General features: G+C 71.5%; 25 protein-coding genes. 14 read left to right on the top strand and 11 right to left on the bottom strand.

Translation table 11 applies throughout. The annotated features are described in order from the left end of the window. Nucleotides 1-17 precede the first annotated feature (17 nt). Both OHA81_RS02740 and OHA81_RS02735 read right to left on the bottom strand, forming a co-directional pair. Nucleotides 18-887, bottom strand: a complete 870-nt coding sequence (locus OHA81_RS02740; RefSeq protein WP_329192370.1) for a hypothetical protein — start codon at nucleotides 885-887, stop codon at nucleotides 18-20. Nucleotides 888-908: 21 nt separating this feature from the next. Then, complete coding sequence (locus tag OHA81_RS02735) at nucleotides 909-1,793, bottom strand: hypothetical protein (RefSeq protein ID WP_329192368.1); 885 nt, start codon at nucleotides 1,791-1,793, stop codon at nucleotides 909-911. 333 nt (nucleotides 1,794-2,126) lie between these two features. Between OHA81_RS02735 and OHA81_RS02730 the strand changes: the two genes are divergently transcribed. Further along, nucleotides 2,127-2,519: a YciI family protein gene (locus OHA81_RS02730; protein ID WP_329192366.1), complete on the top strand. Its 393-nt coding sequence runs from the start codon at nucleotides 2,127-2,129 to the stop codon at nucleotides 2,517-2,519. Between the two features lie 117 nt (nucleotides 2,520-2,636). Here OHA81_RS02730 and OHA81_RS02725 read toward each other — a convergent pair whose 3' ends face one another. After that, nucleotides 2,637-4,307, bottom strand: a complete 1,671-nt coding sequence (locus OHA81_RS02725) for an FAD-dependent oxidoreductase (protein WP_329192364.1) — start codon at nucleotides 4,305-4,307, stop codon at nucleotides 2,637-2,639. A gap of 190 nt (nucleotides 4,308-4,497) precedes the next feature. Between OHA81_RS02725 and OHA81_RS02720 the strand changes: the two genes are divergently transcribed. The 7 genes from OHA81_RS02720 (at nucleotide 4,498) to OHA81_RS02690 (ending at nucleotide 9,783) form a co-directional block, all read left to right on the top strand. Further along, nucleotides 4,498-5,655, top strand: a complete 1,158-nt coding sequence (locus tag OHA81_RS02720) for a SchA/CurD-like domain-containing protein (RefSeq protein ID WP_329192363.1) — start codon at nucleotides 4,498-4,500, stop codon at nucleotides 5,653-5,655. A gap of 61 nt (nucleotides 5,656-5,716) precedes the next feature. Continuing rightward, on the top strand, nucleotides 5,717-6,154 hold the full coding sequence (locus OHA81_RS02715; protein ID WP_329192362.1) for a cupin domain-containing protein: 438 nt from the start codon (nucleotides 5,717-5,719) through the stop codon (nucleotides 6,152-6,154). Continuing rightward, nucleotides 6,151-7,407 carry a beta-ketoacyl-[acyl-carrier-protein] synthase family protein gene (locus tag OHA81_RS02710; protein ID WP_329192361.1) on the top strand — a complete coding sequence of 419 codons (1,257 nt, stop codon included), beginning with the start codon at nucleotides 6,151-6,153 and terminating at the stop codon, nucleotides 7,405-7,407. Before OHA81_RS02715 ends, OHA81_RS02710 begins: the two co-directional genes overlap by 4 nt. Nucleotides 7,408-7,415: 8 nt before the next feature. Then, the gene (locus tag OHA81_RS02705; RefSeq protein WP_329192360.1) at nucleotides 7,416-8,666 is read left to right on the top strand and encodes a ketosynthase chain-length factor; all 1,251 of its coding nucleotides are present in this window, start codon (nucleotides 7,416-7,418) and stop codon (nucleotides 8,664-8,666) included. Nucleotides 8,667-8,697: 31 nt separating this feature from the next. Next, nucleotides 8,698-8,955: an acyl carrier protein gene (locus OHA81_RS02700; RefSeq protein WP_136216022.1), complete on the top strand. Its 258-nt coding sequence runs from the start codon at nucleotides 8,698-8,700 to the stop codon at nucleotides 8,953-8,955. A 1-nt stretch (nucleotide 8,956) separates the two neighbouring features. Next, the gene (locus tag OHA81_RS02695) at nucleotides 8,957-9,433 is read left to right on the top strand and encodes an SRPBCC family protein (RefSeq protein WP_329192357.1); all 477 of its coding nucleotides are present in this window, start codon (nucleotides 8,957-8,959) and stop codon (nucleotides 9,431-9,433) included. A gap of 17 nt (nucleotides 9,434-9,450) precedes the next feature. Next, nucleotides 9,451-9,783 (top strand): TcmI family type II polyketide cyclase, encoded by a 333-nt coding sequence (locus OHA81_RS02690; protein ID WP_329192355.1) that lies wholly within the window; start codon nucleotides 9,451-9,453, stop codon nucleotides 9,781-9,783. A gap of 85 nt (nucleotides 9,784-9,868) precedes the next feature. Here OHA81_RS02690 and OHA81_RS02685 read toward each other — a convergent pair whose 3' ends face one another. Beyond that, nucleotides 9,869-10,918, bottom strand: coding sequence for a methyltransferase (locus tag OHA81_RS02685; RefSeq protein ID WP_329192353.1), 1,050 nt, complete (start codon nucleotides 10,916-10,918; stop codon nucleotides 9,869-9,871). A 41-nt stretch (nucleotides 10,919-10,959) separates the two neighbouring features. Continuing rightward, nucleotides 10,960-12,018, bottom strand: coding sequence for a right-handed parallel beta-helix repeat-containing protein (locus OHA81_RS02680; RefSeq protein ID WP_329192351.1), 1,059 nt, complete (start codon nucleotides 12,016-12,018; stop codon nucleotides 10,960-10,962). A 360-nt stretch (nucleotides 12,019-12,378) separates the two neighbouring features. On the opposite strand from OHA81_RS02680, the gene OHA81_RS02675 reads away from it, so the two are divergent. Together OHA81_RS02675 and OHA81_RS02670 are read left to right on the top strand one after the other, a co-directional pair. After that, nucleotides 12,379-13,596: a M4 family metallopeptidase gene (locus tag OHA81_RS02675; RefSeq protein ID WP_329192349.1), complete on the top strand. Its 1,218-nt coding sequence runs from the start codon at nucleotides 12,379-12,381 to the stop codon at nucleotides 13,594-13,596. After that, nucleotides 13,593-13,895 carry a protealysin inhibitor emfourin gene (locus tag OHA81_RS02670; RefSeq protein ID WP_329192347.1) on the top strand — a complete coding sequence of 101 codons (303 nt, stop codon included), beginning with the start codon at nucleotides 13,593-13,595 and terminating at the stop codon, nucleotides 13,893-13,895. Before OHA81_RS02675 ends, OHA81_RS02670 begins: the two co-directional genes overlap by 4 nt. A gap of 36 nt (nucleotides 13,896-13,931) precedes the next feature. Here the strand turns inward: OHA81_RS02670 and OHA81_RS02665 are convergent, their stop codons facing one another. From OHA81_RS02665 to OHA81_RS02655, 3 genes are all read right to left on the bottom strand, one after another. Then, a complete protein-coding gene (locus tag OHA81_RS02665) occupies nucleotides 13,932-14,750 on the bottom strand; it encodes a polysaccharide deacetylase family protein (protein ID WP_329192345.1) in 819 nt (272 codons plus the stop codon). A gap of 419 nt (nucleotides 14,751-15,169) precedes the next feature. Next, nucleotides 15,170-16,156 (bottom strand): aldo/keto reductase, encoded by a 987-nt coding sequence (locus tag OHA81_RS02660; RefSeq protein WP_329192344.1) that lies wholly within the window; start codon nucleotides 16,154-16,156, stop codon nucleotides 15,170-15,172. Between the two features lie 189 nt (nucleotides 16,157-16,345). Beyond that, nucleotides 16,346-16,741, bottom strand: a complete 396-nt coding sequence (locus tag OHA81_RS02655) for a VOC family protein (protein WP_329192343.1) — start codon at nucleotides 16,739-16,741, stop codon at nucleotides 16,346-16,348. A gap of 62 nt (nucleotides 16,742-16,803) precedes the next feature. On the opposite strand from OHA81_RS02655, the gene OHA81_RS02650 reads away from it, so the two are divergent. Beyond that, nucleotides 16,804-17,778, top strand: coding sequence for a helix-turn-helix transcriptional regulator (locus tag OHA81_RS02650; RefSeq protein ID WP_329192342.1), 975 nt, complete (start codon nucleotides 16,804-16,806; stop codon nucleotides 17,776-17,778). A 64-nt stretch (nucleotides 17,779-17,842) separates the two neighbouring features. Here OHA81_RS02650 and OHA81_RS02645 read toward each other — a convergent pair whose 3' ends face one another. Continuing rightward, nucleotides 17,843-18,430 carry a pyridoxamine 5'-phosphate oxidase family protein gene (locus tag OHA81_RS02645; RefSeq protein WP_329192341.1) on the bottom strand — a complete coding sequence of 196 codons (588 nt, stop codon included), beginning with the start codon at nucleotides 18,428-18,430 and terminating at the stop codon, nucleotides 17,843-17,845. Nucleotides 18,431-18,439: 9 nt separating this feature from the next. After that, on the bottom strand, nucleotides 18,440-19,681 hold the full coding sequence (locus OHA81_RS02640; protein ID WP_329192340.1) for an FAD binding domain-containing protein: 1,242 nt from the start codon (nucleotides 19,679-19,681) through the stop codon (nucleotides 18,440-18,442). Nucleotides 19,682-20,261: 580 nt separating this feature from the next. Between OHA81_RS02640 and OHA81_RS02635 the strand changes: the two genes are divergently transcribed. The 3 genes from OHA81_RS02635 to OHA81_RS02625 all read left to right on the top strand — a co-directional run bounded on the left by OHA81_RS02635 (nucleotide 20,262) and on the right by OHA81_RS02625 (nucleotide 23,043). After that, a complete protein-coding gene (locus OHA81_RS02635; protein ID WP_329192339.1) occupies nucleotides 20,262-21,446 on the top strand; it encodes an ALF repeat-containing protein in 1,185 nt (394 codons plus the stop codon). A gap of 207 nt (nucleotides 21,447-21,653) precedes the next feature. Beyond that, a complete protein-coding gene (locus OHA81_RS02630) occupies nucleotides 21,654-22,217 on the top strand; it encodes a dihydrofolate reductase family protein (protein WP_329192337.1) in 564 nt (187 codons plus the stop codon). 193 nt (nucleotides 22,218-22,410) lie between these two features. Next, a complete protein-coding gene (locus tag OHA81_RS02625) occupies nucleotides 22,411-23,043 on the top strand; it encodes an HAD family acid phosphatase (protein ID WP_443056743.1) in 633 nt (210 codons plus the stop codon). Between the two features lie 25 nt (nucleotides 23,044-23,068). Here OHA81_RS02625 and OHA81_RS02620 read toward each other — a convergent pair whose 3' ends face one another. Further along, nucleotides 23,069-24,313 (bottom strand): MFS transporter, encoded by a 1,245-nt coding sequence (locus OHA81_RS02620; RefSeq protein ID WP_329192334.1) that lies wholly within the window; start codon nucleotides 24,311-24,313, stop codon nucleotides 23,069-23,071. Nucleotides 24,314-24,324: the final 11 nt, after the last annotated feature.

The following is a 24,324-nucleotide window of genomic DNA, read 5'->3' as shown; positions in this document are numbered from 1 at the left end:
CGTGTTCGGTCGGACGATCAGATCTTGTTGTACGTGCCGCTGGCCCACAGGGCGCCGCCCTTGCCGGGCCCGCCGTCCTTCTTGTAGACGACGAAGTTGCCGTCGTCCTGGAGGAGGGCGTAAGCGCCGTTGTTGCCGGCCGTGCCGGTGCGCCAGCGGACCGTCTCGTTCTGCCCGAACTCGTGCAGGGACAGGTCGCCGTTGTCCCCCATATCCAGGGTCAGGGCGCTGCGGTTGCCGTACGTGCCGCTGCCCCAGATGGCCTTGCCGTCGCTCTTGCGGTACATGACGAGGTTGTTGTCCTTCTGGAGGACCAGCCAGACGCTGGCGGACTCGGCCCAGAAGCCCCGGTCCCAGGACATGTCGGTCGAACACACCCTGACGTGCCGCTGGATGGTGTCGGTCGACCAGTACCAGTCCTCGCTGCGGCCGCTCACACTGAATTCGCCGTTGTCCCTGATCGAGGCATTGACGTAGTCGTTGGCCCGGTTCCCGTAGGTCGCGGTGTTCCAGATGCCGCCGCCCGTCTGGGGGCCGCCGTCCTTCTTGTAGATGACGAAGTTGCCGTCGTCCTGCATGAGCGCGTACGCGCCCGGGTTTCCGTACGTGCCGCTGTTCCACAGCGGGAGCTTGGTGCCGCCGTTCCCGATCGCGTAAACGACGAGGTTCCCGTCGGGCTGCATGACCAGCTCGGGCTTGCCGGGTGTCGGTACCAGGCTCGCCCCCGACGCGAGGCGCTGGCCGGGCCGCAGATCCTCGGAGCGGCCGGTCGCGCTGGTCATGCACTGGCTGGGATCGGTGGCCGACGCCACCCCCGGGACCAGGACGGTCACGGCGGAGGCGGCGAGCAGGGATACGAGCGCTCCGCGGAGCAGGTGGTGTTGCATGGGTGTTCCCCCTGTGGCGTGTCAGATCTTGTTGTAGGTGCCCGTGGCCCAGATGCCGCCGCCCTTGCCGGGGCCGCCGTCCTTCTTGTAGACGACGAAGTTGCCGTCGTCCTGGAGCAGGGCGTAGGCACCGTCGTTGTTCGCCGTACCGGTCCGCCAGCGGACCGTGCCGCGGCCTTCCTCGACCAGGGTCAGGTCACCCCGGTCCTTGGGGGCCATCTGCAGGGTCACCCGGTATCCGCCCCCGTACGTACCGCTGTACCAGATGGCCTTGCCGTCGCTCTTGCGGTACATGACGAGGTTGTTGTCCTGCTGGAGGACCAGCCAGACGGTGGCGGACTGGGCCCAGTTGCCCGTCCACCAGCCCTCCGCGGCCGTCGCGTACTCCGAGCAGAACCAGGCCTGGCGCTCCGAGCTGCGGGTGGTCCAGTGCTGGTTGCTGCGGCCTTCGACGAGGAACTCGCCCCCCATGAGAGAGGCTTCCACGGACCCGGTCCCGGAGCCGTAGGTCGCGGTGTGCCAGATGCCGCCGCCGGTCTGGGGGCTGCCGCCCTGGCGGTAGATGACGAAGTTGCCGTCGTCCTGCATGGTGGCGTACGCGCCGGGGTTCCCGTACGTGCCGCTGTTCCACAGCGGGAGCCTGTAACCGCCCGGGTTGCCGAGGGCGTAGAGCACCAGGTTGCCGTCGGGCTGCATCACCAGCTCGGTCGTGCTGACCTTGTCGACCAGGCGGGCTCCCGGTTCCAGACGCTGGCCGGGGTAGATCGTCGCGAGTACGCCGCTCTTCCGCCCGCTGCAGGCCGGCGGGGCAGCAGCGGCCGGGGTGGCGGTAGCCGGGACCAGGGCGGTCAGGGCGGAGGCGGCGAGTACGGATACCAGCGCTCTGTGGCGCGTGCGGGTGCGCATGGTCGGTTTCCCCCCAAGGAATGTGCACTTCTTCGACCGGACCGGTCATGTGCGCTCCCTTTTTACACCGCTGCGCAACGAAGTGATCAATCGAATACTTCGAGGGCCGGCTGCGGGCGCGTGGGGTGCGAACAGGAGCGGCGCGCCCCTCCGCGCATGCGGTGTGCCCGGCACGCCAAGGCCCGGCTCGGCCATCCCGCGACCCTGGCGACGTCCGACCACGCGGTGTCGAAGAAGGGCTCGGCGCACTCCCCGATGAGTTCCGCGGCGTGCGGCGGTCTACCCCTTGGCAAGCCGAAGAAGCCCTGCAGCCGCCCCGGAAGGGTGAGGAACATGAAGTACATGATCCAGCTGAACGTGCCGGCCGATCAGTGGGACGCCATCATGTCGTCGTACTCCAAGGACGACATGGAGGCCATGTTCGCCCACATGAACGCCCTCAACAACGACCTCACCTCCGCCGGGGAATGGGTGGAGGGGCGTGGTCTCGGCGGTCCGTCGCTGGTCAAGACGGTGCGGGCCGCGAGCGACGGACAGCGGCAGGTGACCGACGGGCCGGCCCAGGCGGGACGGATCCTGGCCGGGTACTGGGTCGTCGACGTCGACAGCGAGGAGCGCGCCCTGGAGATCGCCGCGAGGGCGTCGGCCTGCCCCGGGCCGGGCGGGAAGCCGGGCTCCGACCCGGTGGAAGTGCACCGGATCCCCGAGGACCCGACGCAGGCCTGAGCCGGGGAGGCAGCCGGCGTCCCGGACGGGCAGCCGGCGTCCCGGGCCGCGCGGGGGCGCGACGCCGGTGACGCGGCAGGGGCCGGCCCTCCTGGACCCGGCCGGGCCGGGAGGGGCTCACTCCGTGCGCAGGACCTCCGCCAGGGCCTGGCGCAGCGCCGCCTCGGGGTCCGCCTCCGGGCCCTCGGCCCGCCAGGCCACGAAGCCGTCGGGGCGTACCAGGACCGCGCCCTCGGCCGTGGTGCCGTGCACCTGCGCCCAGTCGGCGGGGCCGTCCCCGCCCGCCCCGCCCGGCGCGCCGTGCCCGTCGTACACCAGGTCGGCCCCGGGACCGGCACCGATCCGGTAGGCCTCCAGCCGTACCCCGCCGGCCTCCGCGATGCGGCGCGCGGCCGCGTGCCAGCCCGCGGCGTCCCCCGCGCCGCTGAGCAGCACCATCGAACGCTCGTAGAGGTCGAGTGTGGACAGGCGCTGCTCGCCGCGCCGCAGCCACATGTGCGGAGCCCGGCTGCCCGGCTGCCCCGCCAGCCGCATCCCCTCGGGCACCACGTCCTGCTCCGGGTCGGCGCCGACGACGGCCCCCCGCGGGTAGCGGTAGGCGAGCACGACGTTCAGGATGCCGCCCTGCCGGCCGCCGCCGATCCCCGGCGGCGGGGCGAAGCCGGGGTGGCTGTGTTCCACGGAGCGCGCCGAGGCCCGTGCGCTGGTCGCCAGCGCCACCGGCCGCCGCTCCGCGTCGTACGTCTCCAACAGCCCGGGACCGGCCCAGCCGTCCAGCACGGCGGCCAGCTTCCAGGCGAGGTTGTGGGCGTCCTGGATGCCGGTGTTCGAGCCGAACGCCCCCGTCGGGGACATCTCGTGCGCGGAGTCGCCGGCGAGGAACACCCGCCCGGCGCCGTAGCGGTCCGCGACCCGTTCCGCGGCGTGCCACGAGGCCTTGCCGGTCACCTCCACGTCGAGGTCGGCGACACCGACGGCCCGGCGGATGTGCTCCTCGCACCGCTCGTGGGTGAACTCCTCCAGCGTCTCGCCGTCCTCCGGGTGCCAGGGCGCGTGGAAGACCCAGTTCTCCTTGTTGTCGACGGGCAGGAGCGCGCCGTCGGCGTCCGGGGAGGTCAGGTAGCACACGATGAACCGCCGGTCGCCCACCACGTCGGCGAGCCGGCGCGAGCGGAAGGTGATGCTCACGTTGTGGAAGAGGTCGCCGGGGCCGCTCTGCCCGATGCCCAGCCGCTCCCGGACCGGGCTGCGCGGGCCGTCCGCGGCCACGAGGTAGTCGGCGCGGACGGTGCGGCGCCGGTCGGTGGTCCGGTCCCGTACGACGGCGGTGACGCCCTGCGCGTCCTCCTCGAACGACTCCAGCTCGTGCGAATACCACAGCTCCCCGCCCTGCTCCCGGGCGTTGTCCAGCAGCACGGGCTCCAGGTCGTTCTGACTGCACAGGCACCAGGAGGTGGGACTGAACTTCGCCAGGCCGCCCCCCGGGTCGATGTTCTTGAACAGCCACTCGCCCGCATCGCCCACGAGGGTCGGTGTCTGCAGGATGCCGTGGTTGTCCGCCAGCAGCGACGCCGCGGTCTTGATGTCCGGCTCGATGCCGGCCACCCGGAAGAGCTCCATGGTCCGGACGTTGTTACCGCGGCCGCGCGGGTGGATCGAGGTTCCCGCGTGCCGCTCGACCAGGGTGTGCCGTACCCCGTGGCGCCCCAGGAACAGGGACGTGGACAGGCCCACCAGGGACCCGCCGACGATGAGGACCGGAACCCGGTGGTCGGCTTCGTGCTGCATCGATGCCTCCAGAGGCAGGCGTTCGGGTGGGGCGGGAGTTCCGCGCTCTTGACAGCTGCTCCGCGGGCACGTCACCCGCGTGGTTCACGCGGGTCGCGCACTTCCACGGACGGGCACAGGATCGAGACACGCTGACGTCGCGACACCGCGGCCGGCGTTCACCGCTGCCCTCGAAGGAGATGTGCGCAGGATGACCACCACGTCTGAACGTGTTTCAGAACCGCCGAAGCGACAGATGTCGAAACGTGTCTCCCAGTCCGTGTTCGACGGCTCCAGGCTCCGCGTCGTCCTGCTGGTGGATGTGTACGACGGCGCCCAACAGCAGTTCCTGGAGGCGTACGAACAACTCTGCACCCAGGTCTCCTCGGTTCCGGGGCACGTCAGCGACCAGCTGTGCCAGTCGATCGAAAATCCATCCCAATGGCTCATCACCAGCGAGTGGGAGAGCGCCCCGCCCTTCCTCGCGTGGGTGAACAGCGAAGAGCACGTGCGGATGGTGTCGCCGCTGCACGGCTGCGTGCGGGACACCCGCTCGCTGCGCTTCCACGTCGTCCGGGAGACCGGTGGCCCCGCCGCCGGCGCCGCACCCGAGCGGCGGCGCCTGCAGAGCTCCCCCCGCATCGGCGACGGCGTCGTCCGCCACGCGCTCACCTTCACCGTCAAGCCGGGCAGCGAGGAGGCCGTCGCCAAGATCCTCGCCGGCTACGCCTCGCCCGAGCCGCGGGTCGACGACACCACCCGGCTGTGCCGGACGTCCCTGTTCATGTACGGCAACCGGGTGGTACGGGCCGTCGAGGTCAAGGGCGACCTGCTCGCGGCGCTGCGCCACGTCGCCCGGCAGCCCGAGGTGCGGGCCGTCGAGGAGGCCATCAACCCCTACCTGGAGCAGGACCGGGACCTCAACGACCCCGAGTCGGCCCGCGTCTTCTTCACCCGCGCGGCCCTGCCCGCCCTGCACCACGTCACCGCCGGGCACGAGCACCCGGAGGCCGAGCGGCACGCCCTGTACTACGAGGCGCGCCCGGACTGCGGCATGCGGCTGGCCGAGCTGCTCGCGCAGCACGACGAGTCGGCGGCCGACGACCCGCGCAGCCCGGTGCTGCGCAGCACGATCTTCCAGCGCGACGAGGTCGTGGTGCGCCTGGTCGACGTGCGCGGCGACCTCGACGACGCCGACCCCGCGCTCTGCCTGGGCTTCGCCGACCCCGCCGTGGCGGCCGAGTTGACCACGCTCTTCGACGGCGCCGCCGGGGCGGACCCGTCCGCGATGCGGGGCGAGGACTTCGCACGCCTGCTGGAGCTCGCGCGCATGCGACTCATCACTGACCGCCGGTCGCCGGAGGCCTGACCGGACCAAGCGGGCCGCGGCCACAAACCCGCCCGGCGCGGCACACATCGGAGGGAACATCGTGATCACAGCCAAGCCCCGAATCGTCGGACTCGACGAGGTCGAGCCCAACCGCCGGCGCGGCGGCGACCTACGCGCCCTGCTCACCCCCGCCACCGTCGGCTCGACCAGCGGTTTCATGGGCGTGGCCATGGTGCAGCCCGGCGACCGCATCGCCGAGCACTACCACCCGTACTCCGAGGAGTTCGTGTACGTCGTCTGCGGGCGGCTCGAGGTGGACCTGGACGGTGAGCCGCACCCCCTGCTGCCCGAGCAGGGGCTCCTGATCCCCACCCATGTGCGCCACCGGTTCCGCAACGTCGGCGACACCGAGGCCCGCATCGTGTTCCACCTGGGCCCGCTGGCCCCGACCCCGCCCCTCGGCCACGTCGACACCGAAGGCACCGACGCCGTCGCGGACGGCGCCCCGCCGGCCGACCTCTCCCAGGTCCGTTCATGACCCGGCGGGTGGCCGTCACGGGCCTCGGCATAGTCGCGCCCGGTGGCATCGGCGCACGGGCGTTCTGGGACCTACTGGCCGCCGGGCGTACCGCGACGCGGGGCATCACCTTCTTCGACCCCGCGGGCCTGCGGTCGCGGATCGCCGCCGAGTGCGACTTCGATCCGGCGGCCCACGGACTGGACCCGGAGCAGGTCGCCCGCGGTGACCGGTACATCCAGTTCGCGCTGGCCGCCGGCGACGAAGCGGTCCGCGACGCCGGACTCGACCTCGCCGGGGAGGATCCCTGGCGGGTCGGGGTCTCCCTCGGCACCGCGGTCGGCGGCACCACCCGCCTGGAGCACGACTACGTACTGGTCAGCCAGGGCGGCCGGCGCTGGGACGTCGACCCCGGCCAGGCGCAGCCGCACCTGCACCGGGCGTTCTCGCCCAGCACGCTCGCGTCCACGGTCGCGGAGCGCTTCGGTGCCCGCGGCCCGGTCCAGACCGTCTCCACGGGCTGCACCTCCGGGCTCGACGCCGTCGGGTACGCCTTCCACACGGTCCAGGAGGGCCGGGCCGACGTCTGCATAGCCGGCGCGTCCGACTCTCCGATCTCTCCCATCACCATGGCCTGCTTCGACGCCATCAAGGCCACGTCGCCCAACAACGACGACCCGGCCCACGCCTCCCGGCCGTTCGACAACGACCGCGACGGGTTCGTGATGGGCGAGGGCGGGGCGGTCCTGGTGCTGGAGGAGCTGGAACACGCCCGGGCCCGCGGTGCTCACGTGTACTGCGAGGTCGGCGGGTACGCCACCTTCGGGAACGCGTACCACATGACCGGGCTGACCGGTGAGGGCCTGGAGATGGCCCGCGCCATCGAGAGCGCCCTCGACCACGCCCGCCTGGACCGCTCGGCGATCGACTACGTCAACGCCCACGGCTCCGGCACCCGGCAGAACGACCGCCACGAGACCGCGGCCGTCAAACGGGCCCTGGGCCACCACGCCTACGCCACGCCCATGAGCTCCATCAAATCCATGGTCGGGCACTCCCTCGGCGCGATCGGGGCGATCGAGCTGGTGGCCTGCGTCCTCGCCATGCGCCACCAGGTCGTACCGCCGACCGCGAACTACGAGACGCCGGACCCCGAGTGCGACCTGGACTACGTCCCCCGCGTCGCCCGCGAACGGAAGCTGGACGGCGTGCTGTCCGTGGGCAGCGGGTTCGGCGGCTTCCAATCCGCGGTGGTCCTGAACCGGAAGGGTTAGAGGACACGATGAGCGAACCGAACCCACGGCGTGCCGCCGTCACCGGAATCGGCGTGATCGCGCCCAACGGACTGAACGCGGACGCGTTCTGGAAAGCCACCCGGGAAGGCATCAACGTCCTCGGCCGCATCACCCGCGAGGGCTGCGACCACCTGCCGCTGCGGGTGGCCGGTGAGGTGCGGGCCTTCGAACCGGCTACGGCCGTCGAGGAGCGCTTCCTCGTCCAGACCGACCGGTTCACGCACTTCGCCATGGCGGCGGCTGACTCCGCGCTGGAGGACGCCCAGCTCGGGCAGAGCGCCACCGGCGAGGCGCCCTTCTCCGTGGGGGTGGTCACCGCCGCGGGCTCCGGCGGCGGCGAGTTCGGTCAGCGCGAGCTGCAGCAGCTGTGGGGGAAGGGCAGCCGGTTCGTCGGCCCGTACCAGTCCATCGCCTGGTTCTACGCCGCCAGCACCGGCCAGATCTCCATCCGCCGGGGCTTCAAGGGCCCCTGCTCGGTCGTGGCCGCCGACGAGGCGGGCGGCCTGGACGCCCTCGCGCACGCCGCGCGGGCCGTGCGGCGCGGCACCGACGTGATCGTGGCGGGCTCGACCGAGGCACCCCTGGCCCCCTACTCGATGGTGTGCCAGCTCGGGTACCCGGAGCTGAGCACCGAAGGGGACCCCGACCGGGCCTACCGCCCCTTCACCTCCGCGGCCTGCGGCTTCGTACCCGCCGAAGGCGGCGCGATGCTCGTGGTGGAGGAGGAGGACGCCGCGCGCGAGCGCGGGGCCGCGGTGCGCGCCGTCGTCGCGGGGCACGCAGCGACCTTCACCGGCGCCTCCTGCTGGGAGGCGTCCCGCGAAGGGCTCGCCCGGGCCATCGACGGGGCCCTCGCGGAAGCCGGCTGCGCCCCCGAGGAGGTCGACGTGGTCTTCGCCGACGCCCTCGGCCTCCCCGAGGCCGACCGGGCCGAGGCGCTCGCCATCGCCGACGCCCTGGGACGGCACGGCAGGCGCGTTCCCGTCACGGCACCCAAGACCGGCATCGGCCGCGGCTACTGCGCGGCGCCCGTGCTGGACGCCGCGGCCGCGGTGCTGGCCATGGAGTACGGCATCATCCCGCCCACTCCCAACATCTTCGACATCTGCCATGACCTCGACCTCGTGACCACCCGCGCCCGCGCCGCCGAGCTGCGCACCGCACTGGTCCTGAGCCGGGGACTCATGGGGTCGAACTCGGCGCTCGTGCTCCGGCGCGGCGCCACGGGTGCCCCGTAGCGGGGCACCCCGGAACAAGGAGAGGAATCCCATGAGTGACCGCATCACCGTGGAAGAGCTGGCCGAACTCATGAAGAAGGCCGCCGGCGTCACCGTCGACCCGGCCGAGCTCGAAAAGCGCAGTGACTCCGGCTTCGACACCTTCGGCCTCGACTCGCTCGGGCTGCTCGGCATCGTCGGCGAACTGGAGAACCGGCACGGTGCGCCGATGCCCACCGACGCCGAGCGCTGCAAGACCCCCCGGCAGTTCCTCGACCTGGTCAACAGCTCTCTCGTGGCAGGAGCGTGACGTGGCGGGCCACACGCAGAACGAGATCACCATCGCCGCGCCGGTCGACCTGGTCTGGGACATGACCAACGACGTGGCGAACTGGCCGCAGCTGTTCAGCGAGTACGCGTCCGCCGACATCCTCTCCGTCGAGGGGAACAAGACGACGTTCCGGCTGACCATGCACCCGGACGAGAACGGCACCGTGTGGAGCTGGGTGTCCGAGCGCGAGACCGACCGCGACCGGCTCAGCGTCACCGCCCGCCGCGTCGAGACCGGCCCCTTCGCCCACATGAACATCCGGTGGCAGTACCACGAGGTGCCGGACGGCACCCGGATGGTGTGGACGCAGGACTTCGCCATGAAGCCGGAGGCGCCCGTGGACGACGACTGGATGACGGACAACATCAACCGGAACTCCAAGGTCCAGATGGCCCTGATCCGCGAGCGCATCGAGAAGGCCGCCGCCGAGCGCCGGCCGGCTCGGGTGCTCGACTGAGCCGGACGGAGAACCCGATGCACCAGTCCCTGATCGTCGCCCGTATGGCACCCGGGTCGGCCTCCGGCATCGCCGAGGTCTTCGCGTCCTCCGACCGCGGAGAGCTGCCGCACCTCGTGGGAGTCGCCCGGCGCAGCCTCTTCCAGTTCGGTGACGTGTACCTGCACCTCATCGAGTCCGAGAAGGACCCCGGCCCCGCCATCGCCAAGATGACGGGGCACCCGGAGTTCGTCGACGTCAGCCGGCGGCTGTCCGCGTACGTCAGCGCGTACGACCCCGACACCTGGCGCTCGCCGAAGGACGCCATGGCGCACTGCTTCTACCGCTGGGAGCGCGACTCCCGGTCTTGAAGCACGCCACTACGCCGCCGGTCGCCGGGCCCGCACCTTCGCGGACCCGGCGACCGGCGGCGTACGGGTGACCGGCCGACTGCGCTCAGCCCGCCACGGTGCAGTCGAAGGCGTGCAGGTACGGGTTGACCGGACGGATGTCGTTCACGGCCAGGCCCGCCTCGGTGAGCCTGCCGACCATGCTCTCGGTCGTGTGCTTGGCCCCTCCGACGTTGAGCAGCAGCAGCAGGTCCATGCCGGTGCTGAACTGCATGGACGGGGTGTCGTCCACCAGGTTCTCGATCACCACGACCCTCGCCCGGGGGCCGCCGGCCGCGATGACGTTGCGCAGGGTGCGGGCGGTGCTGACGTCGTCCCACTCCAGGATGTTCTTGATGATGTACACGTCGGCCTGTACCGGGATGTCCGCCCGGCAGTCGCCGGGCACGATGTGCACCCGGTCGGCCAGCGCCCCTCCCGGCCGCAGCCGCGGATCGGCGTTCTCGACCACGCGCGGCAGGTCGAGCAGGGTGCCGCGCATCGCCGGGTACTTCTCCAGCAGGCTCGCCACCACGTAGCCCTGGCCGCCGCCGATGTCGGCGACCGAGGAGGCCCCCGACAGGTCGAGGAACTCCGCCACGTCCTGCGCCGACTGCCGGCTGGAGGTGGTCATGGCCCGGTTGAAGACGTCGGCCGACTCGGGGGCGTCCTCGTTCAGGTAGGTGAAGAACTCCTTGCCGAAGAGGTCCTCGACGACGTTGTGGTTGGTGCGCACCGCCTCGTCCAGCTTCGGCCAGGCGGCCCAGGTCCAGGGCTCCGTGCACCACAGGGCGATGGCGCGCAGGCTGTGCGGGTCGTCCTCGCGCAGCAGCCGGGACGTACCGGTGTGCGTGAACGTGCCGTCCGGCTCCTCGGCGAAGACCCCGTAGCAGGACAGCGCCCGCAGCAGCCGCCGCAGCGGCTTGGGCTCGGTCTTCACCGCGGCGGCGAGGTCCGCCACGCTCATCGGGCCGTCCCCGAGCGCGTCGGGCACGCCGAGCCGGACGGCCGCGCGCAGGGCGGCGGTGCACGCCGCCCCGAAGACGAGCTCGCGCAGCCGCATGGACGGAGGGGGCGCCGGCCTCGTGGTCGGGTCGGTGGTGCGTGCGGTCGTCATGCCGCCCTTCCTGTTCTCGTTCGCGCCGGACGGGCGGGAGGTCAGCACAGCCCCGTGGGCTTCGAGGCCCCGCAGGAGTTGCTCTTGAAGACGTTGCCCCGGCCGACGTTGCTGTCGACGAGGTCCGCGGGGGCGTTGCCCCGCAGCGTGTTGTCGGTGATCTTGTTCCGTTCGTTGTGGGCGCCCACGAAGCTCTTGAAGAGGACGATGCCGCCGGACATCGGGGACGAGCCCTTGTTGTCCGTGACCTCGTTACCGGTCACCTCGGTCTCCTCGACGCCGGTCAGCACGATCCCGGAGCCCTGGAGGAACGGCAGCCTGGCGGTCTTCGGGCAGAACTTGTTGTTCGCCACCACCCGGTTGTCGTGGACGGCCAGGTGGCCGCCGTGCGGGGAGTTCTCGTCGCCCACGACGACCACGCCGACGCAGTTCGCGGTGATGTCGTTGTGTCCGACGCTGAGGTTGCGCAGGCGGCGCAGGGTGATGCCGTTGCGGTTGTCCCGGAGGTGGTTGTGCTCCACCACCGTCCCCCCGGTGTCCGTGGCCCCTGCCTCGGTGGCGACGGTGTTGGCGAGGAACAGGCCCGCGTCGCCGTTGCCGCGTGCGGTGTTGCCCTTGAAGATCCCGCGCGTGGAGCGCTCCTGGGCGATGCCCCACTGCCCGTTCTTCTCGGCGGTGACGTTCCGTACGGTCAGGCGGTCGGTCCGGGAGGACCAGAGCCCGGTCTTGGCGAAGCCGGACAGGGTGAGCGAGGCGATGGTGGTGTGCCCGACGGGCCGGCCGTCCGCGCCCTCGACGCAGATGCCGTTGCCGGCCCGGGCGCAGGCGTCGGCGGCCTCTCCGGCGGCGGGGGTGAGGACGGTACGGGGCCCCATGCCGCGCAGGATGAGCCCGGAGGTGGTCACCCGTACGCTCTCCCGGTACGTGCCCTCGGTCAGCAGGACGGTGTCGCCCGGGCGCGCCGCGTCCACCGCCCGCTGGACCGAGTCCCCGGGACGTACGACGTGGACCATCGGAACCGCGGCGGCCGGCGCGGCGCCGAGCCCGGTGGCGCAGAGCACCGCGGCGCCCGCGCAGTAGAGAATATGACGCTTCTTCATATTCGTACGTTATGACCCGATACGCCGCCGAGGGCCGGGATGGGCCATCCGGTGGCGTGTCATCCGCCCCGGACCCCTGCGTGCGGTGCCGGTCCCTCAGGGGCGCCCCGTGCCTGCGCTTGCCAGGCACTACGGGCGGCCGGAGACTGGTGTCATAGGTGTGGCACCACCTCTGGCAACGCGGTTGGTCGTCGCCAACGCTCCACCCACTGCTGCCACATTCAGCGCGCTCCCGCGGCTGCGTCCGCGAGATCCTCCCGGAGGCCCGGGGCGACGCTGCGGCCGGTCAGGTTGAACGTCGCGGACCTCCCGTACGTTGATGAATGATTAACCATCGGCCCTCTTTTCAGGAGGTGTCCTATGAGTAGGACCCCCCGACTCAACTGCATCATCCCCCCGTACCTGCTCAAGAGGCTCTTGGAGAGCGAAGACAGCGAGGTGCGCCGGGCAGCCCTGGGCACCATGCTGACCACTGCTCGCCTGCGGGGTGAGCGAACGGTCCGGGCTTCGTTCACCGGCCTGGCCACTCCCGGCAACGGCCGGCGCACCGTCTTCGACTGCGAGCACGGAAGCTTCCTCCCGTCCGCGGAACTGGCCAGGACGGAGGACGGACCCGAATCCGCCGACGAGGCCGTCGACCGGGCGTTCGAGGGGCTGGGCCTGACACGCGATTTCTACAAGGAGGTGTTCCAGCGCGATTCGATCGACGGCCACGGGATGCGCCTGGACGGGTACGTCCACTTCAGCGTGAAGTACAACAACGCGTTCTGGGACGGGCAGCAGATGGTCTTCGGCGACGGTGACGGGAAGATGTTCAGCAACCTCACCGGATCCCTCGACGTGATCGGCCACGAGTTGACGCACGGAGTCACCGAGAACACCGCGGGACTCGAATACCACAACCAGCCCGGGGCCCTGAACGAGTCGATGTCGGACGTCTTCGGTTCGCTGGTCAAGCAGTGGTCGCTCAAGCAGTCGGCCGAGGAGGCGGACTGGCTGATCGGGGCCGACGTCTGGACCCCCGGAATCGACGCCGACGCCCTGCGCTCGATGAAGGCCCCGGGCCACGCCTACGACAACGCGCTGTTCGGCAAGGACCCCCAGCCCGACCGCATGAGCAAGTTCATCCACCTGCCCGACACCGAGGACGCGGATTCCGGCGGGGTGCACCTCAACTCCGGGATTCCCAACAAGGCGTTCTTCCTGACGGCCGTGGGCATCGGCGGATTCGCCTGGGAGACCGCCGGGCGCATCTGGTTCGAAGCGCTCAAAGCCTCCGGCAAGGAGGCCACGTTCCAGGATTTCGCGGACACCACCTACCAGAAGGCCGGAGAGCTGTTCGGCTCCGGAAGCGCCGAGCAGTCGACCGTGCTGGCGGCGTGGCAGGAAGTGGAGATCCAGATCAGTGGCGTCCCGTCGGGAGTCGCCCGGGCGCGGAGCCTCGCGGGAGCCGACGGGAGCGGCGGCGCGGGCCGCCAGGACGGCCTTGCGGCCGTGACCACACAGGTCGGCGAACTCAGCGCCAAGATGACGGCGCTGGCCAAGGATGTGGCCGCCCTGAAGAAAACCAGGCAATGAGGGTGACTCTGGCGGCACACGGCGGGCTGGCGGCGGCGAGCAACCTCCGCCGTCCGCCCGAGGCACTGGACACCGATGCCCTGCCCGAAGACGCCGCCGCCGAGCTGGCCCGGCTGGTGGCGGCGGCGGCCGCGGAGCCCGAGGCCGAAGGGCCCGGCCGCGCCAGGGACGCGATGAGCTACACGATCACGGTGGAGGACGGCGGCCGTACGACGGTGCTCAAGCAGTCGGACGCCGCCATGACCCACTCGTTCGCGGCCCTGCTCACGTGGCTTCGGAACCACTTCGCACAGCAGTGACGACCGGTGGGCGCGGTCGGCCGCCCGGAAACCCGGCTACGGCGTGGTACGGGCCGGGAAGGTGAAGCTGTAGCCGTGCGCGGTGAGCCACGGCAGGTACTCCTCCAGCGCCGCGACGGTCTCGCTGCGGTCGCCGCCACCGTCGTGGAAGAGGACGGTCGGCTGCTGCGGCAGCCCGCCCTCGGCTGCGGCGAGGATGGCCGGCAGGCCCGGACGGCTCCAGTCCTTGGGGTCCACGCTCCAGCCCAGGGGGCGCATCCCGCTCGCGGCGGCGATCGCGCGGCTGTCGGGGGTGAAGGCACCGCCCGGCGCCCGGTAGTAGGTGACGGCCACGCCCGGTACGGCCGTCTCGATCATGGCCTTGCCGTCGAGTATCTGCCGGCGCTGGTAGTCCACCGGCTTGTGGTCCATGGTCACGTCGTGGTCGACGGAGTGGTCGCACAGCCGGTGCCCGTCCGCGGCGACCGCGCGCACCAGTGCCGGGTACTTCTTCGCCTGGGTGCCGATCATGCAGAAGGTGGCCTTGACGTGGTTCTCGCGCAGCACCTGGAGCACCTTCGGGGTCCAGCGGGGGTCCGGGCCGTCATCGATGGTGATGGCGACGTCGTGGCCCGGGCCCTGGGCCAGCCGGGAGATCCCCAGTGGGATCCGGGAGGCGCTCCCGGCCGGTTCCGCGGGGTGCGCGGCACGGTGTGCGACCGGGTGCGCGGCAGGGTGCGCGGCAGGGTGCCGGCCGGCGGAACCGTCCGCGGCGGCCAGGGCCGGTGTGACCGCCGTCGTCAGGAGACCGAGGACGGCCGCCGCCACCGCGGAACCGGCCCGCCGACGACGTACGGAACTGCTGGTGGTGCCCATGGACGCGCCCTTCCCTTGCGCTCGGCCCCCGCCCTCACATAGCTGCTGATCCAGGCTAGGTCATCCCTCCCGGCCCCTTCCTCGCCCGACCGGCCTCCGGGAGCGGCCCGCTCGGGCCCGGTCCCGGCCCGGCCACGGGCGGACGGCCGCGGCAGCCGGCCGAAGGTGAGATGCGTCACGGCCGCGTACGGGTCCGCGGCGCGGGGTGGTCGGCGGTGCGGGGTGGTGTCCGGGCGCGGGGGCGTCGGTGGGGGTGGCCGTCGGTGACTGCCGCCCCTCGCTGCCCCGAGCGGCAGGCCTGCTGCCCGCACGGCACCGGCGCACCGGTGCCGTGCGGCGGCCCCGGCCCGCCCGCCGGCCTGCACCGGCGGGCGGCACCACGGGCCACAGCGGTGCGGCACCGGTTCGGCCTCGTCGGGCTACTTGTTGACGAAGGTGAGGTTGGTCGCGTCGTAGCGGGTGCCCGCGACCTCCTCGGGCGGGGCGGCGGCCTCGATGGCGGCGAGGTCCTCGGGGGACAGCTCGACGGCCAGGGCCGCGAGGTTCTCCTCCAGGTAGCGCTGCCGCCGGGTACCGGGAATCGGCACCACGTCGGTGCCCCGGTGCTGCACCCAGGCCAGTGCCAGCTGGCCCGTGGTGACCCCCTTCGCCGCGGCAAGCTCGTCCAGCTTCGCGACGATCGCCAGGTTCCGTTCGAGGTTGCCGTCGGCGAAGCGCGGCTGGCTGCGCCGCAAGTCGGTCTCGGCCAGCCCCTCCACCGAGCTGTACCGGCCGGTCAGGAAGCCGCGCCCGAGCGGTGAGAACGGGACCAGCCCGATGCCGAGTTCGCGGCAGACCGGGGCGATCTCCGCCTCCAGGTCCCGGGTCCACAGCGACCACTCGCTCTGCAGGGCGGCGATCGGGTGCACCGCGTGGGCCCGGCGGATGGTGCCCGCGCCGGCTTCCGACAGCCCGAGGTGGCGGACCTTGCCGGCCCGCACCAGCTCGGCCATCGCGCCGACGGTCTCCTCGATCGGGACCTGCGGATCGACCCGGTGCTGGTAGTAGAGGTCGATGTGGTCGACGCCGAGCCGGCGCAGCGAAGCCTCGCACGCCTGCCGTACGTAGGCGGCGTCGCCGCGCAGCCGGACCGGCTCGCCCAGGCGGCTGGCGAAGCCGAACTTCGTCGCCAGCACCACCTCGTCGCGACGCCCGGCGACGGCCCGTCCGATCAGCTCCTCGTTGTGCCCTGCACCGTAGAAGTCTGCGGTGTCCAGCAAGGTCACCCCGAGGTCGAGGGCATGGTGCAGCGTCGCGATCGACTGCGCGTCGTCCGCGGCGCCGTAGGCGTGGCTCATGCCCATGCACCCCAGGCCTTGCGCGGAAACCGCCAGGCCGCCCAGGTGCCGGGTGGGGACGTCGGTCATGTTGCTGCCTCCTGAGTTCGCTTTCCTCTCCCCGGGACGCTAGGTGTTGGAGTGCACTTCATGTCAACTGATGACGCGCACACCGCTTGCGTCGGCAGCCGCGGTCAAGGTGCGACACAAGAGGGCTGTCGGCAGCCCATCGTGACGACCCATCAGGCAGGTTCTGGTCCCAGTTGTCCCCGTGCCGGCTCAGACCAGGGTGGTGATGCAGAACGGATGACCCGCGGGGTCCAGGAGGACCCGCCAGCGGTCGGGTTCCGGCTGCACGGGGGGCTCGACGGCCCCCAGGGCGAGCAGCCGGGCCTGGGCGACATCCAAGTCGTCGACGCCCAGTTCGATGTGCGCCTGCTTCTCCTGGGAGGGATCCGGCCAGGTGGGACGTCGGTAGTCGGCCAGCCGGTTGAACCCCAGCCCGGCCGAGCCCTCCTGGCCGACCAGGACGAAGTCGTCGGTGGAGTAGACGACGGGCAGGCCCAGGGCGTCGCCGTAGAAGCGGCCCAGTTCGGCAGGGTCCGGGCAGTCGAACGTGACGGCCGCGTAGCGGATCGCGGGTGCGGACGTGTCCGAAGCGTTTTCAGTGCTCATGGGAAGGAGGCTATGACGGGACCAGGACAGGTACGGTCCTGGTCGTGCGGGACACTTCAGAGGTGATCAGCACATCCGCCCGCCTGCTGCGACTGGTCTCGCTGCTGTCCGCCCGGCCGTCGTGGACCTGCGGCGAGCTGGCCGACAAGATGGCGGTCACCGAGCGCACGGTGCGGCGGGACGTCGCAAGGCTCCGAGAACTCGGCTACGGGGTCGAGTCGGACCCCGGGCCGTGGGGCGGCTACCGCCTGCGCGCCGGAGCTGCGGTGCCGCCGTTGGTCCTTGATGACGAAGAGGCACTCGCCGTGGCCGTCGGGCTGCGCGAGGCAGCACTCAGCGGCGTCCTCGGCGGTGACCAGGCCGCACTGTCCGCGCTGCTGAAACTGCGTCAGGTCCTGCCGCGCCGGATCGCGGACAGGCTGGGCGAGATGGACGCCGCCTTCGTGCACACCACGAGGCCCGACGAACCGCAGATCGCGCCCGGCATGCTGCTGGAGCTCGCCGCGTCGTGCCGCCGGGGCGAGCGCAGCCGCCTGTCGTACCGCGACCGGGAAGGGAAGGACACGGTCCGGGACGTCGACCCGTACCGCCTGGTACACACCGGACGCCGTTGGTACTTCGTCGCCCGGGACGTGACGCGCGACGAGTGGCGTACCTTCCGCGCCGACCGGGTCGGCCGGATACGGCCGAGCGGACGCCCGGTGGAACTCGTGGACCCGCCCGACCCGGCTCTGCTCGTTTCCCGCTCCATCGCGGCCGGCGCCTACCCGCTCTACGTGACGATCCGCCTGCCTCTGCCCTTGGAGGAGGCGCTGCGGCTGATCCCGTCGACGGTCGGGACCCACCGCCCGGAAAACCCCGACGTCACGATCGTCGACGTCGGCGGCCCCGATGCGGACGGTCTCGCCGGGTACCTCCTCGGCCTGGCCACACCGCTGCGGGTCCTGTCCCCGGACGCCGTACGGGAAGCCCTCCTGCGCCGTACCCGGCAACTGTTCGAGGACAACGGCGGCGGGTCCGCCCCTGGACGCGGCTGATCTCGAAGAGCCGGCTCTCGCGGCCCGGGCCCGGCCCGTCGGAGGGACACGGAGGAACGGTTGCTCAGAAGTTGACGGGCGGCAGCGGAAGGGGCAGTCCGGGAAGGCCGTCGATGCTCTGTGCGATGTGGTCCTTCTTGGCGAAGTACGCGCTCAGCGAAGCGTCATCCTCACGCGAGAAGCGCTTGGCGTGCAGGTCGCGGTCTTCGTCGTACGACATGAAGGGAACCCCGTACCCGCAGGAGTCACGGATGAGTTCGGCCGTCACCACGATGATCGCGCGCAGCCCGTGCAGAGCGGGGTCGATGGCCGGGAAGTGTGCGAGCAGTTCCTCGAAGCGCGGGTCGTCACGGAAGACGGGCTCGCCCCGACCGTGCACCCGGACGATGTTGGGCGCCCCCTGGAAAGCGCACCACATCAACGTGACCCGCCCGTTCTCCCGCAGGTGCGCGATGGTCTCGGCCGTGCTGCCGGCGAAGTCGAGGTAGGCGACCCGTTCCTCGTCGAGCACCGCGAAGGAGCCCTGGAGGCCCTTGGGGGAGAGGTTGACCGTGCCGTCGCCCGCGAGCGGCGCGGTCGCGGTGAAGAACATCGGCTGCTGCTCTATGAAGGTGCGCAGCCGGCCGTCGATGCGTGTGTAAGTCTTTCCCATACCCACGGATTATGTAGGACCGGATTCGGCCGGCAGGTGTCCGGGCAGGGGTTGTCCGCCGATGTCCGCAGCGTCCGCGAGCTGGTCATGCCACCACGCCTGCGCCTGACGGGAGTCCATCACGGCCCAGCTGGGCGTCCGCTCCACCTGGGCCCGGCCGAGCCTGCGGGCCAGGGCGACGAGTTCCCGGCCCGCGGCCCCCCTCGCGGCCCGGTAGGCGTCCAGCAGTTCGTCCCAGGAAGCCGACCGGCGCCAGGCGGTCTCGAAGGCGCTGGCGTCCTGGAGGGCCTTCGCCGCCCCGCTGGTGGTGTGCGGGCGCGCCACTACTGCCGCGTCGCCGGCCAGCAAGAAGCGGCCGGCGGTGGTGTGCGCGCTCGCCAGGTCGTAGATCGGCTGCACGTAGGTGTGCTCCGCGTCGGTCAGCGAGATGACGCGGGCCCAGTACGGCGGGAAGCCGCGGTCCAGCAACTCGGCCAATGCGGCGGCGAGTTCGGCCGTGACCTGCCCGGGCGGGAAACTGGTGGGGTCGTCCAGCCGCAGTCGGCCGCTCTGCGGGGGCGTCGCGTACAGGACCCAGTTCACCCGGGGGCCGTCCGGGCCGGGGATGCGGTACACGACACAGCTGCCGCCCTCGAAGCACACGGTGGTCACGGCGTCGCGCGGCCAGTGCGTCTCGCCGGTCTCCGCCAGCCGCCGGGCGTCGAAGTTCCCGCGCCAGCACACGTACCCGGCGTACTCGGGGCGTGAGGTACGGCAGACCGTCTCCCGTACCACCGAGCGGTACCCGTCGGCGCCGACGGCCAGGTCGTACTGCTCGGCGGCGCCGTCGGCGAGCAGTACCCGGGCCCGGTCCGCGCCGACGGCCACTGCGGTCACCGTTACGCCCCGGCGGTAGACCACCGAGGCCGGCATGGCTTCCCGTAACCCGCTCCACAGCAGTCCCCAGTGGTACGAGTGGAAGGGGAACGGCTGCTCCCAGAACAGCCGCCCGGCGGGTCCGGCGGCGGCGTCCCGGACCACCCACCGGCGCCGGGTCAGCCGGTGGGCGGCGATGCCCCGGGGCAGGGCGCCGGTCGCCGCGAGTTCGGCGGCCCGCTCGTCGTGGATGCACAGCCCGAGTCCCCGGTCGGCGAGCCGCCCGCGGGTGCGCTCCAGCACCACCACTTCGTCCGCCCCGGCGCGTGTGGCCGCCGAGGCGAACGCACATCCGGCAATGCTTCCACCGATCACCGCGACGGTACCGCCCTGCATGGCCGCTCCTCTCCCGGCCGGTCCCCGCGCCCAGTTCCTGGCCGCGACCGTCGGGGCCGGTCCTAGGGGGACTCTCCGGCACGGACTGGCGATCCGGCAAGGGAGCCCGGTCGGCCGACTGCCCGTCAGCCACCACGATGTCCGGGCTGTCCGGGCGCGTGCAGCTGCCCGGAAGTTCCTGCGGCCCGCTGGTGACGGTACGGTCACGTGCCGCCACGTCCTCGGGGCGGGGTCGTTGGTGGGGGTATGGAGCAGAGAACCGTTTCGCCTCCCGAGTGGCCCCAGTTCGTCCGGTCGTTCGTGGTGTCGGGGCAGGCATCGGATGCGCCGATCTACGACGCGGTGGAGCGGCAGTGGCTGGCTCAGGGCCGCGAGGTACCGCGCCGGCCGGGCTCGTCCAGGAACAGCACCGTACCGGCGGTGAACGGGGAGGACTTGTTCCGCCGGGGTTGAGCGTCATGTCCCACCGCCGCCGGCACACCCGCTCGTGCCCCCTTTCTCGATGCGCCGTACAACCATCGGCGAACCTGGTGGGTCTTGTGCCCGTAAGAACATTTTCCAGGGGGTTTTTTCTGTGAAGTTGTCCCGGATCGCCGCAGCGGTCACCACGGCCGCTCTTGCTCCGGCCGTCCTCCTCGCGTCACCGGCGTTCGCCGGCACGGAGACTGCCACGTCCACCGATCCCACGTCCCCGACCGCACCCGACCAGGCGGCCCCGGACGAGACCGGCAAGGACCGTGCGGAGGAGGACCGCAAGACCATCCTCGCGATCATCGCCGACCCGATGGCCAGCGGGTACATGAAGGAAGCCGGCCTCAAGGCCATAGCCGACGGCCCCGCGGCCATGCGCAAGTTCATCGAGACGGACCAGCACGCGATCCGCCTCGACGACTACCGGGTGCTGATCACCAGGCTCCTCAACGGTGCCGGCCCCGGCCTGAAGGAAGGCATCAACCAGCTCTTCCGGAGCGACAAGACGACTCTGGAGCAGCTGCGCCACTTCTACGAGGTCACCCAGTACGAATTGCGCGATGACGACAACACCGTCGACATCTCCAGGCTGATCGGCGCCGGCGGCCCCGGCGTGAAGGAGGCGGGCAAGAAGGCGCTCAAGGGCACTCCCGCCGACCGCGCCGCCTTCCTCCAGACGGGACGGTACCTCGCGCAGGCCGAGGACGACCGGGTCGAGCTCGCCCGCATCGACGAAGGCTGGGACGGTCCGCTCCTGAGCGAGGCGATCAGCAAGCTCCTCAGCACGTCCACGACGCCGGCCGAACTGCGCCACTTCCTGGAAGTGACCCAGTACGAGCTGCGCGACCAGGACAACCGTGTCGCGATCGCCAAGATCATTGACGGTGGCGGTCCGGAACTGGTCAAGGCCGGCCGCGCCGCGCTGGCGGGTACCGCTGCCGACCGCAGCGAGTTCCTCAAGACGGGCCAGGACGAGGCGCGCGCCAAGGACAAGAAGACCCAGCAGGAGAACGACAAGAGCAAGGACCAGCAGTCGCACCACAGCACCGGAACCGGTACGGGCACCGGAACCGGCTCCGGGAGCGGCACCGGCTCCGGGACCGGGAGCGGCACCGGCTCCGGGACCGGCACCGGCAGCAACACCCCTGCTCCCCACGGCGGCAGCGGTTCCCCCCTCGCCGCCACGGGCGCGGGTGACTCGGTCCTGATCGCCGGCGGCGCGGGCACCGCACTGGTCGCCGGCGCGGGCCTGCTGCTCGCCGCACGGATGCGCCGCGCCGGCTCCGCGGGCTGACCCGCACGCACCAGTCGTCGGGGGCCGGCCGCGGTCCGCCGCAGCCGGCCCCCGCTCCCTCACGGACACCGCACCGCACACGACCGCACGGCCTCAGCCCCCCGCCTCCACGGCCACGCGTTCGCGCCCCGCGCGTCATGACCCACTGCCCCGGGAAAGGTGCCTCGGCAGTCGTACTGTCGAACCCCGTTCCGAGGAGGGTTTCCGATGCGCAGCGTGACCTATTCGATGGGTGTCTCACTCGACGGTTACATCGTCGGGCCGGACGGCGGCTTCGACTGGACGACGCCCGACGAGGAGGTCTTCCGGCTCGCCACCGACGAGGTCCGGGGGCTCGGCGTCCATCTGCTGGGCCGACGGCTGTACGAGACCATGCTGTATTGGGAGACCGCCGGCCAGGATCCCTCGCTCGACTTCTCGACGCTCGAGTTCGCCACGCTCTGGAAGTCGCTTCCCAAGGTGGTGTTCTCCACCACGCTGTCGGCGGTGCAGGGCAACGCCCGTCTGGCCTCCGGCGGTCTGGCGGAGGAGATCGAGCGGTTGCGGGCCGAGCCGGGGGAGGGCGACATCGCGATCGGCGGAGCGACACTCGCCGCCGAGGCGGCCGCCTCGGGTCTGATCGACGAGTACCGGGCCAGGGTCCATCCGGTACTCGTCGGTGGCGGCATTCCGTTCTTTCCCCGGCGCGAACACCGGGTGGATCTCGAACTGGTCGAGTCCCGCACCTTCGGCTCGCGGGTCGTCTACCTCCGCTACCGCGTGGCGCGCTGAGCGCGGGAACAGCCCCCGCGCGGCACGTCGAGCCGCCTGGGCTCCACCCGCCGTTCGTCAGAAATTACCTACCGACCAGTAGAAAACACGGGAGATCTGACTGATTCTTTTCGCGTACATGCCATCCCCCACCAGGAGTGAGTGACCTGTGACCTCCACGCGCAGAGCCCGCACCCGCACCACCCGCACCGTCATGGGTACCGCCGCCGCCGCGGCCGTGCTGGCCCTGGCGCCCACCACCGCCGCCCACGCGGTGACCCCGGCGCCCGCGCAGGCCCCCGCCGCCGTCACCGCCTGGGCGCCCGGCGGCAACGCCGCGATCCTCGGCATCGACTACGCGACCTGGCAACGCGACGTCGCCACCGTGCTCGGCACGGCCCGGCCCTACGTGGAGCAGCGCCTGGCAGCCTCCCCCGCCGGTGAGAAGCCCGCCATCGTCCTCGACATAGACAACTCCTCGCTGGAGACCGACTTCCACTGGTTCTGGACCAACCCCACCCCGGCGATCGCCCCCGTCCTGGACCTGACCCGTTACGCGAACGCGCACGGCGTCGCCGTCTTCTTCGTCACCGCCCGCCCCGGCATCCTGTACTCGCTCACCGAACGGAACCTGACCTCGGTCGGCTACCCGGTGTCGGGCCTCTACGTACGCGACCTGCCCGCCCTGTTCAGCGAGGTCAGCGCCTACAAGACGGCCAAGCGCGCCGAGATCGAAAGCCGTGGCTACACGATCATCGCCAACATCGGAAACAGTGAGAGCGACCTCGTCGGCGGCCACGCGGAGCGCACCTTCAAACTCCCGGACTACGGCGGCAAGCTCTCCTGACCCCCGGATCCCGCGACGTGACGTATCAAGCCTGTCCGGTGGCCGGCCGTGCCCCGTCCCGGCGCAGCCGGCCCAGGACGACGCCCACGACGAGCAACAGCAGACAGGTGCCCGCCGCCGCGTGCACGAGGAGCGCGTCGAGGCGGTCCGCCGCCAGGTAGGCACCGACGGCCAGCGCCACCAGCGCGCACACGCCGCGGTCGATGATGGACTCCACCGACAGCAGGGTCGCCCGGTAAGGGGTCGGCGGGATGGCCGCGTTGATCAGGTTGCGTTGCACCGGATACGCGAGGCCCGCCGCCGCGGCGAACACGCACAGCCAAAGTATCGTGCCCAGGCCCCCCGACAGAGTGGTGGCCGCGAGCGTGAGTGCCATGATCACGCTGAGGACGGTCACCACGGTGGTGTCGGACAGTCTGCTGCGCAACCAGCCGGTTCTCGCCGATCCGACGGCCTCGGCGACCGTCATCGCCGACAGCACCGCACCGTGGTCGGCGACGGGGAGGTTCTTTTCGAGGAGCAGCGGCTGGAAGAGGTTGACCTGGCAGATGCGGGCGAGGGTGAACACGGCCACGCCCTGCACCATCAACGGCCCGAGGGACCGTGACGTTCCGAGCACCTTTACGGCCTGGCGGGCCGAGGCGAGGAGCCCGACGCGTTCCGCGGGCGGCCGGGTGCCCCCGAGGGGCGGCTCCGCGAGCGGTGGGAGGGCAGCGGCGCAGGCCAGCGAACCGAGCGCGGAGAGCGCGGTCAGCACGTAAGGCGCCTCGTGCCGGACGTGCATCAGGACGCCGACCAAGGGCCAACACATGATCTTCGCCCAGAGGCCGAGCGCTCGGGCGGTGCCCTCCGCCTGTACGTAGTGTGCGTCCGCACCCTGCTCGTGCAGGTACTCGTACAGGTAGGCGCTGGAGGCCCCGGACACCAGCGAGCGGGCTGCGGCGATGGCCAGGAAGTGGGCCATGAAGCCCGCGAAGGACGGCGAGAGGACCGGCAGGAGGTTCGCCGCGGTCATCGCCGCCGCGCCGAGCTGCATGCACCGGCGCTGTCCGATGCGGTCGGCGATGAAGCCCGTGGGGATCTCCAGCAGGCAGAACGCCACGTAGTAGACGCTCTGGATGCCGAAGATCTGGCTGTCCGACAGGCCTGCCTGCCTCTGGTACTGGTAGAAGACCGGCATCCACCAGAGCAGGTTGAACAACAACTGGAACCCGTTGTTCAGCCGGATCACGCGGAGCGCCGCGGCGGGCGGGCGGACGCGGCGCCTCACGCGCGCACGCA

The organism is Streptomyces sp. NBC_00667 (assembly GCF_036226825.1).
Lineage (GTDB): Bacteria > Actinomycetota > Actinomycetes > Streptomycetales > Streptomycetaceae > Streptomyces.
Note: the sequence above shows the minus strand (reverse complement) of the source record. Positions and strands in the feature narration are given on the sequence as shown.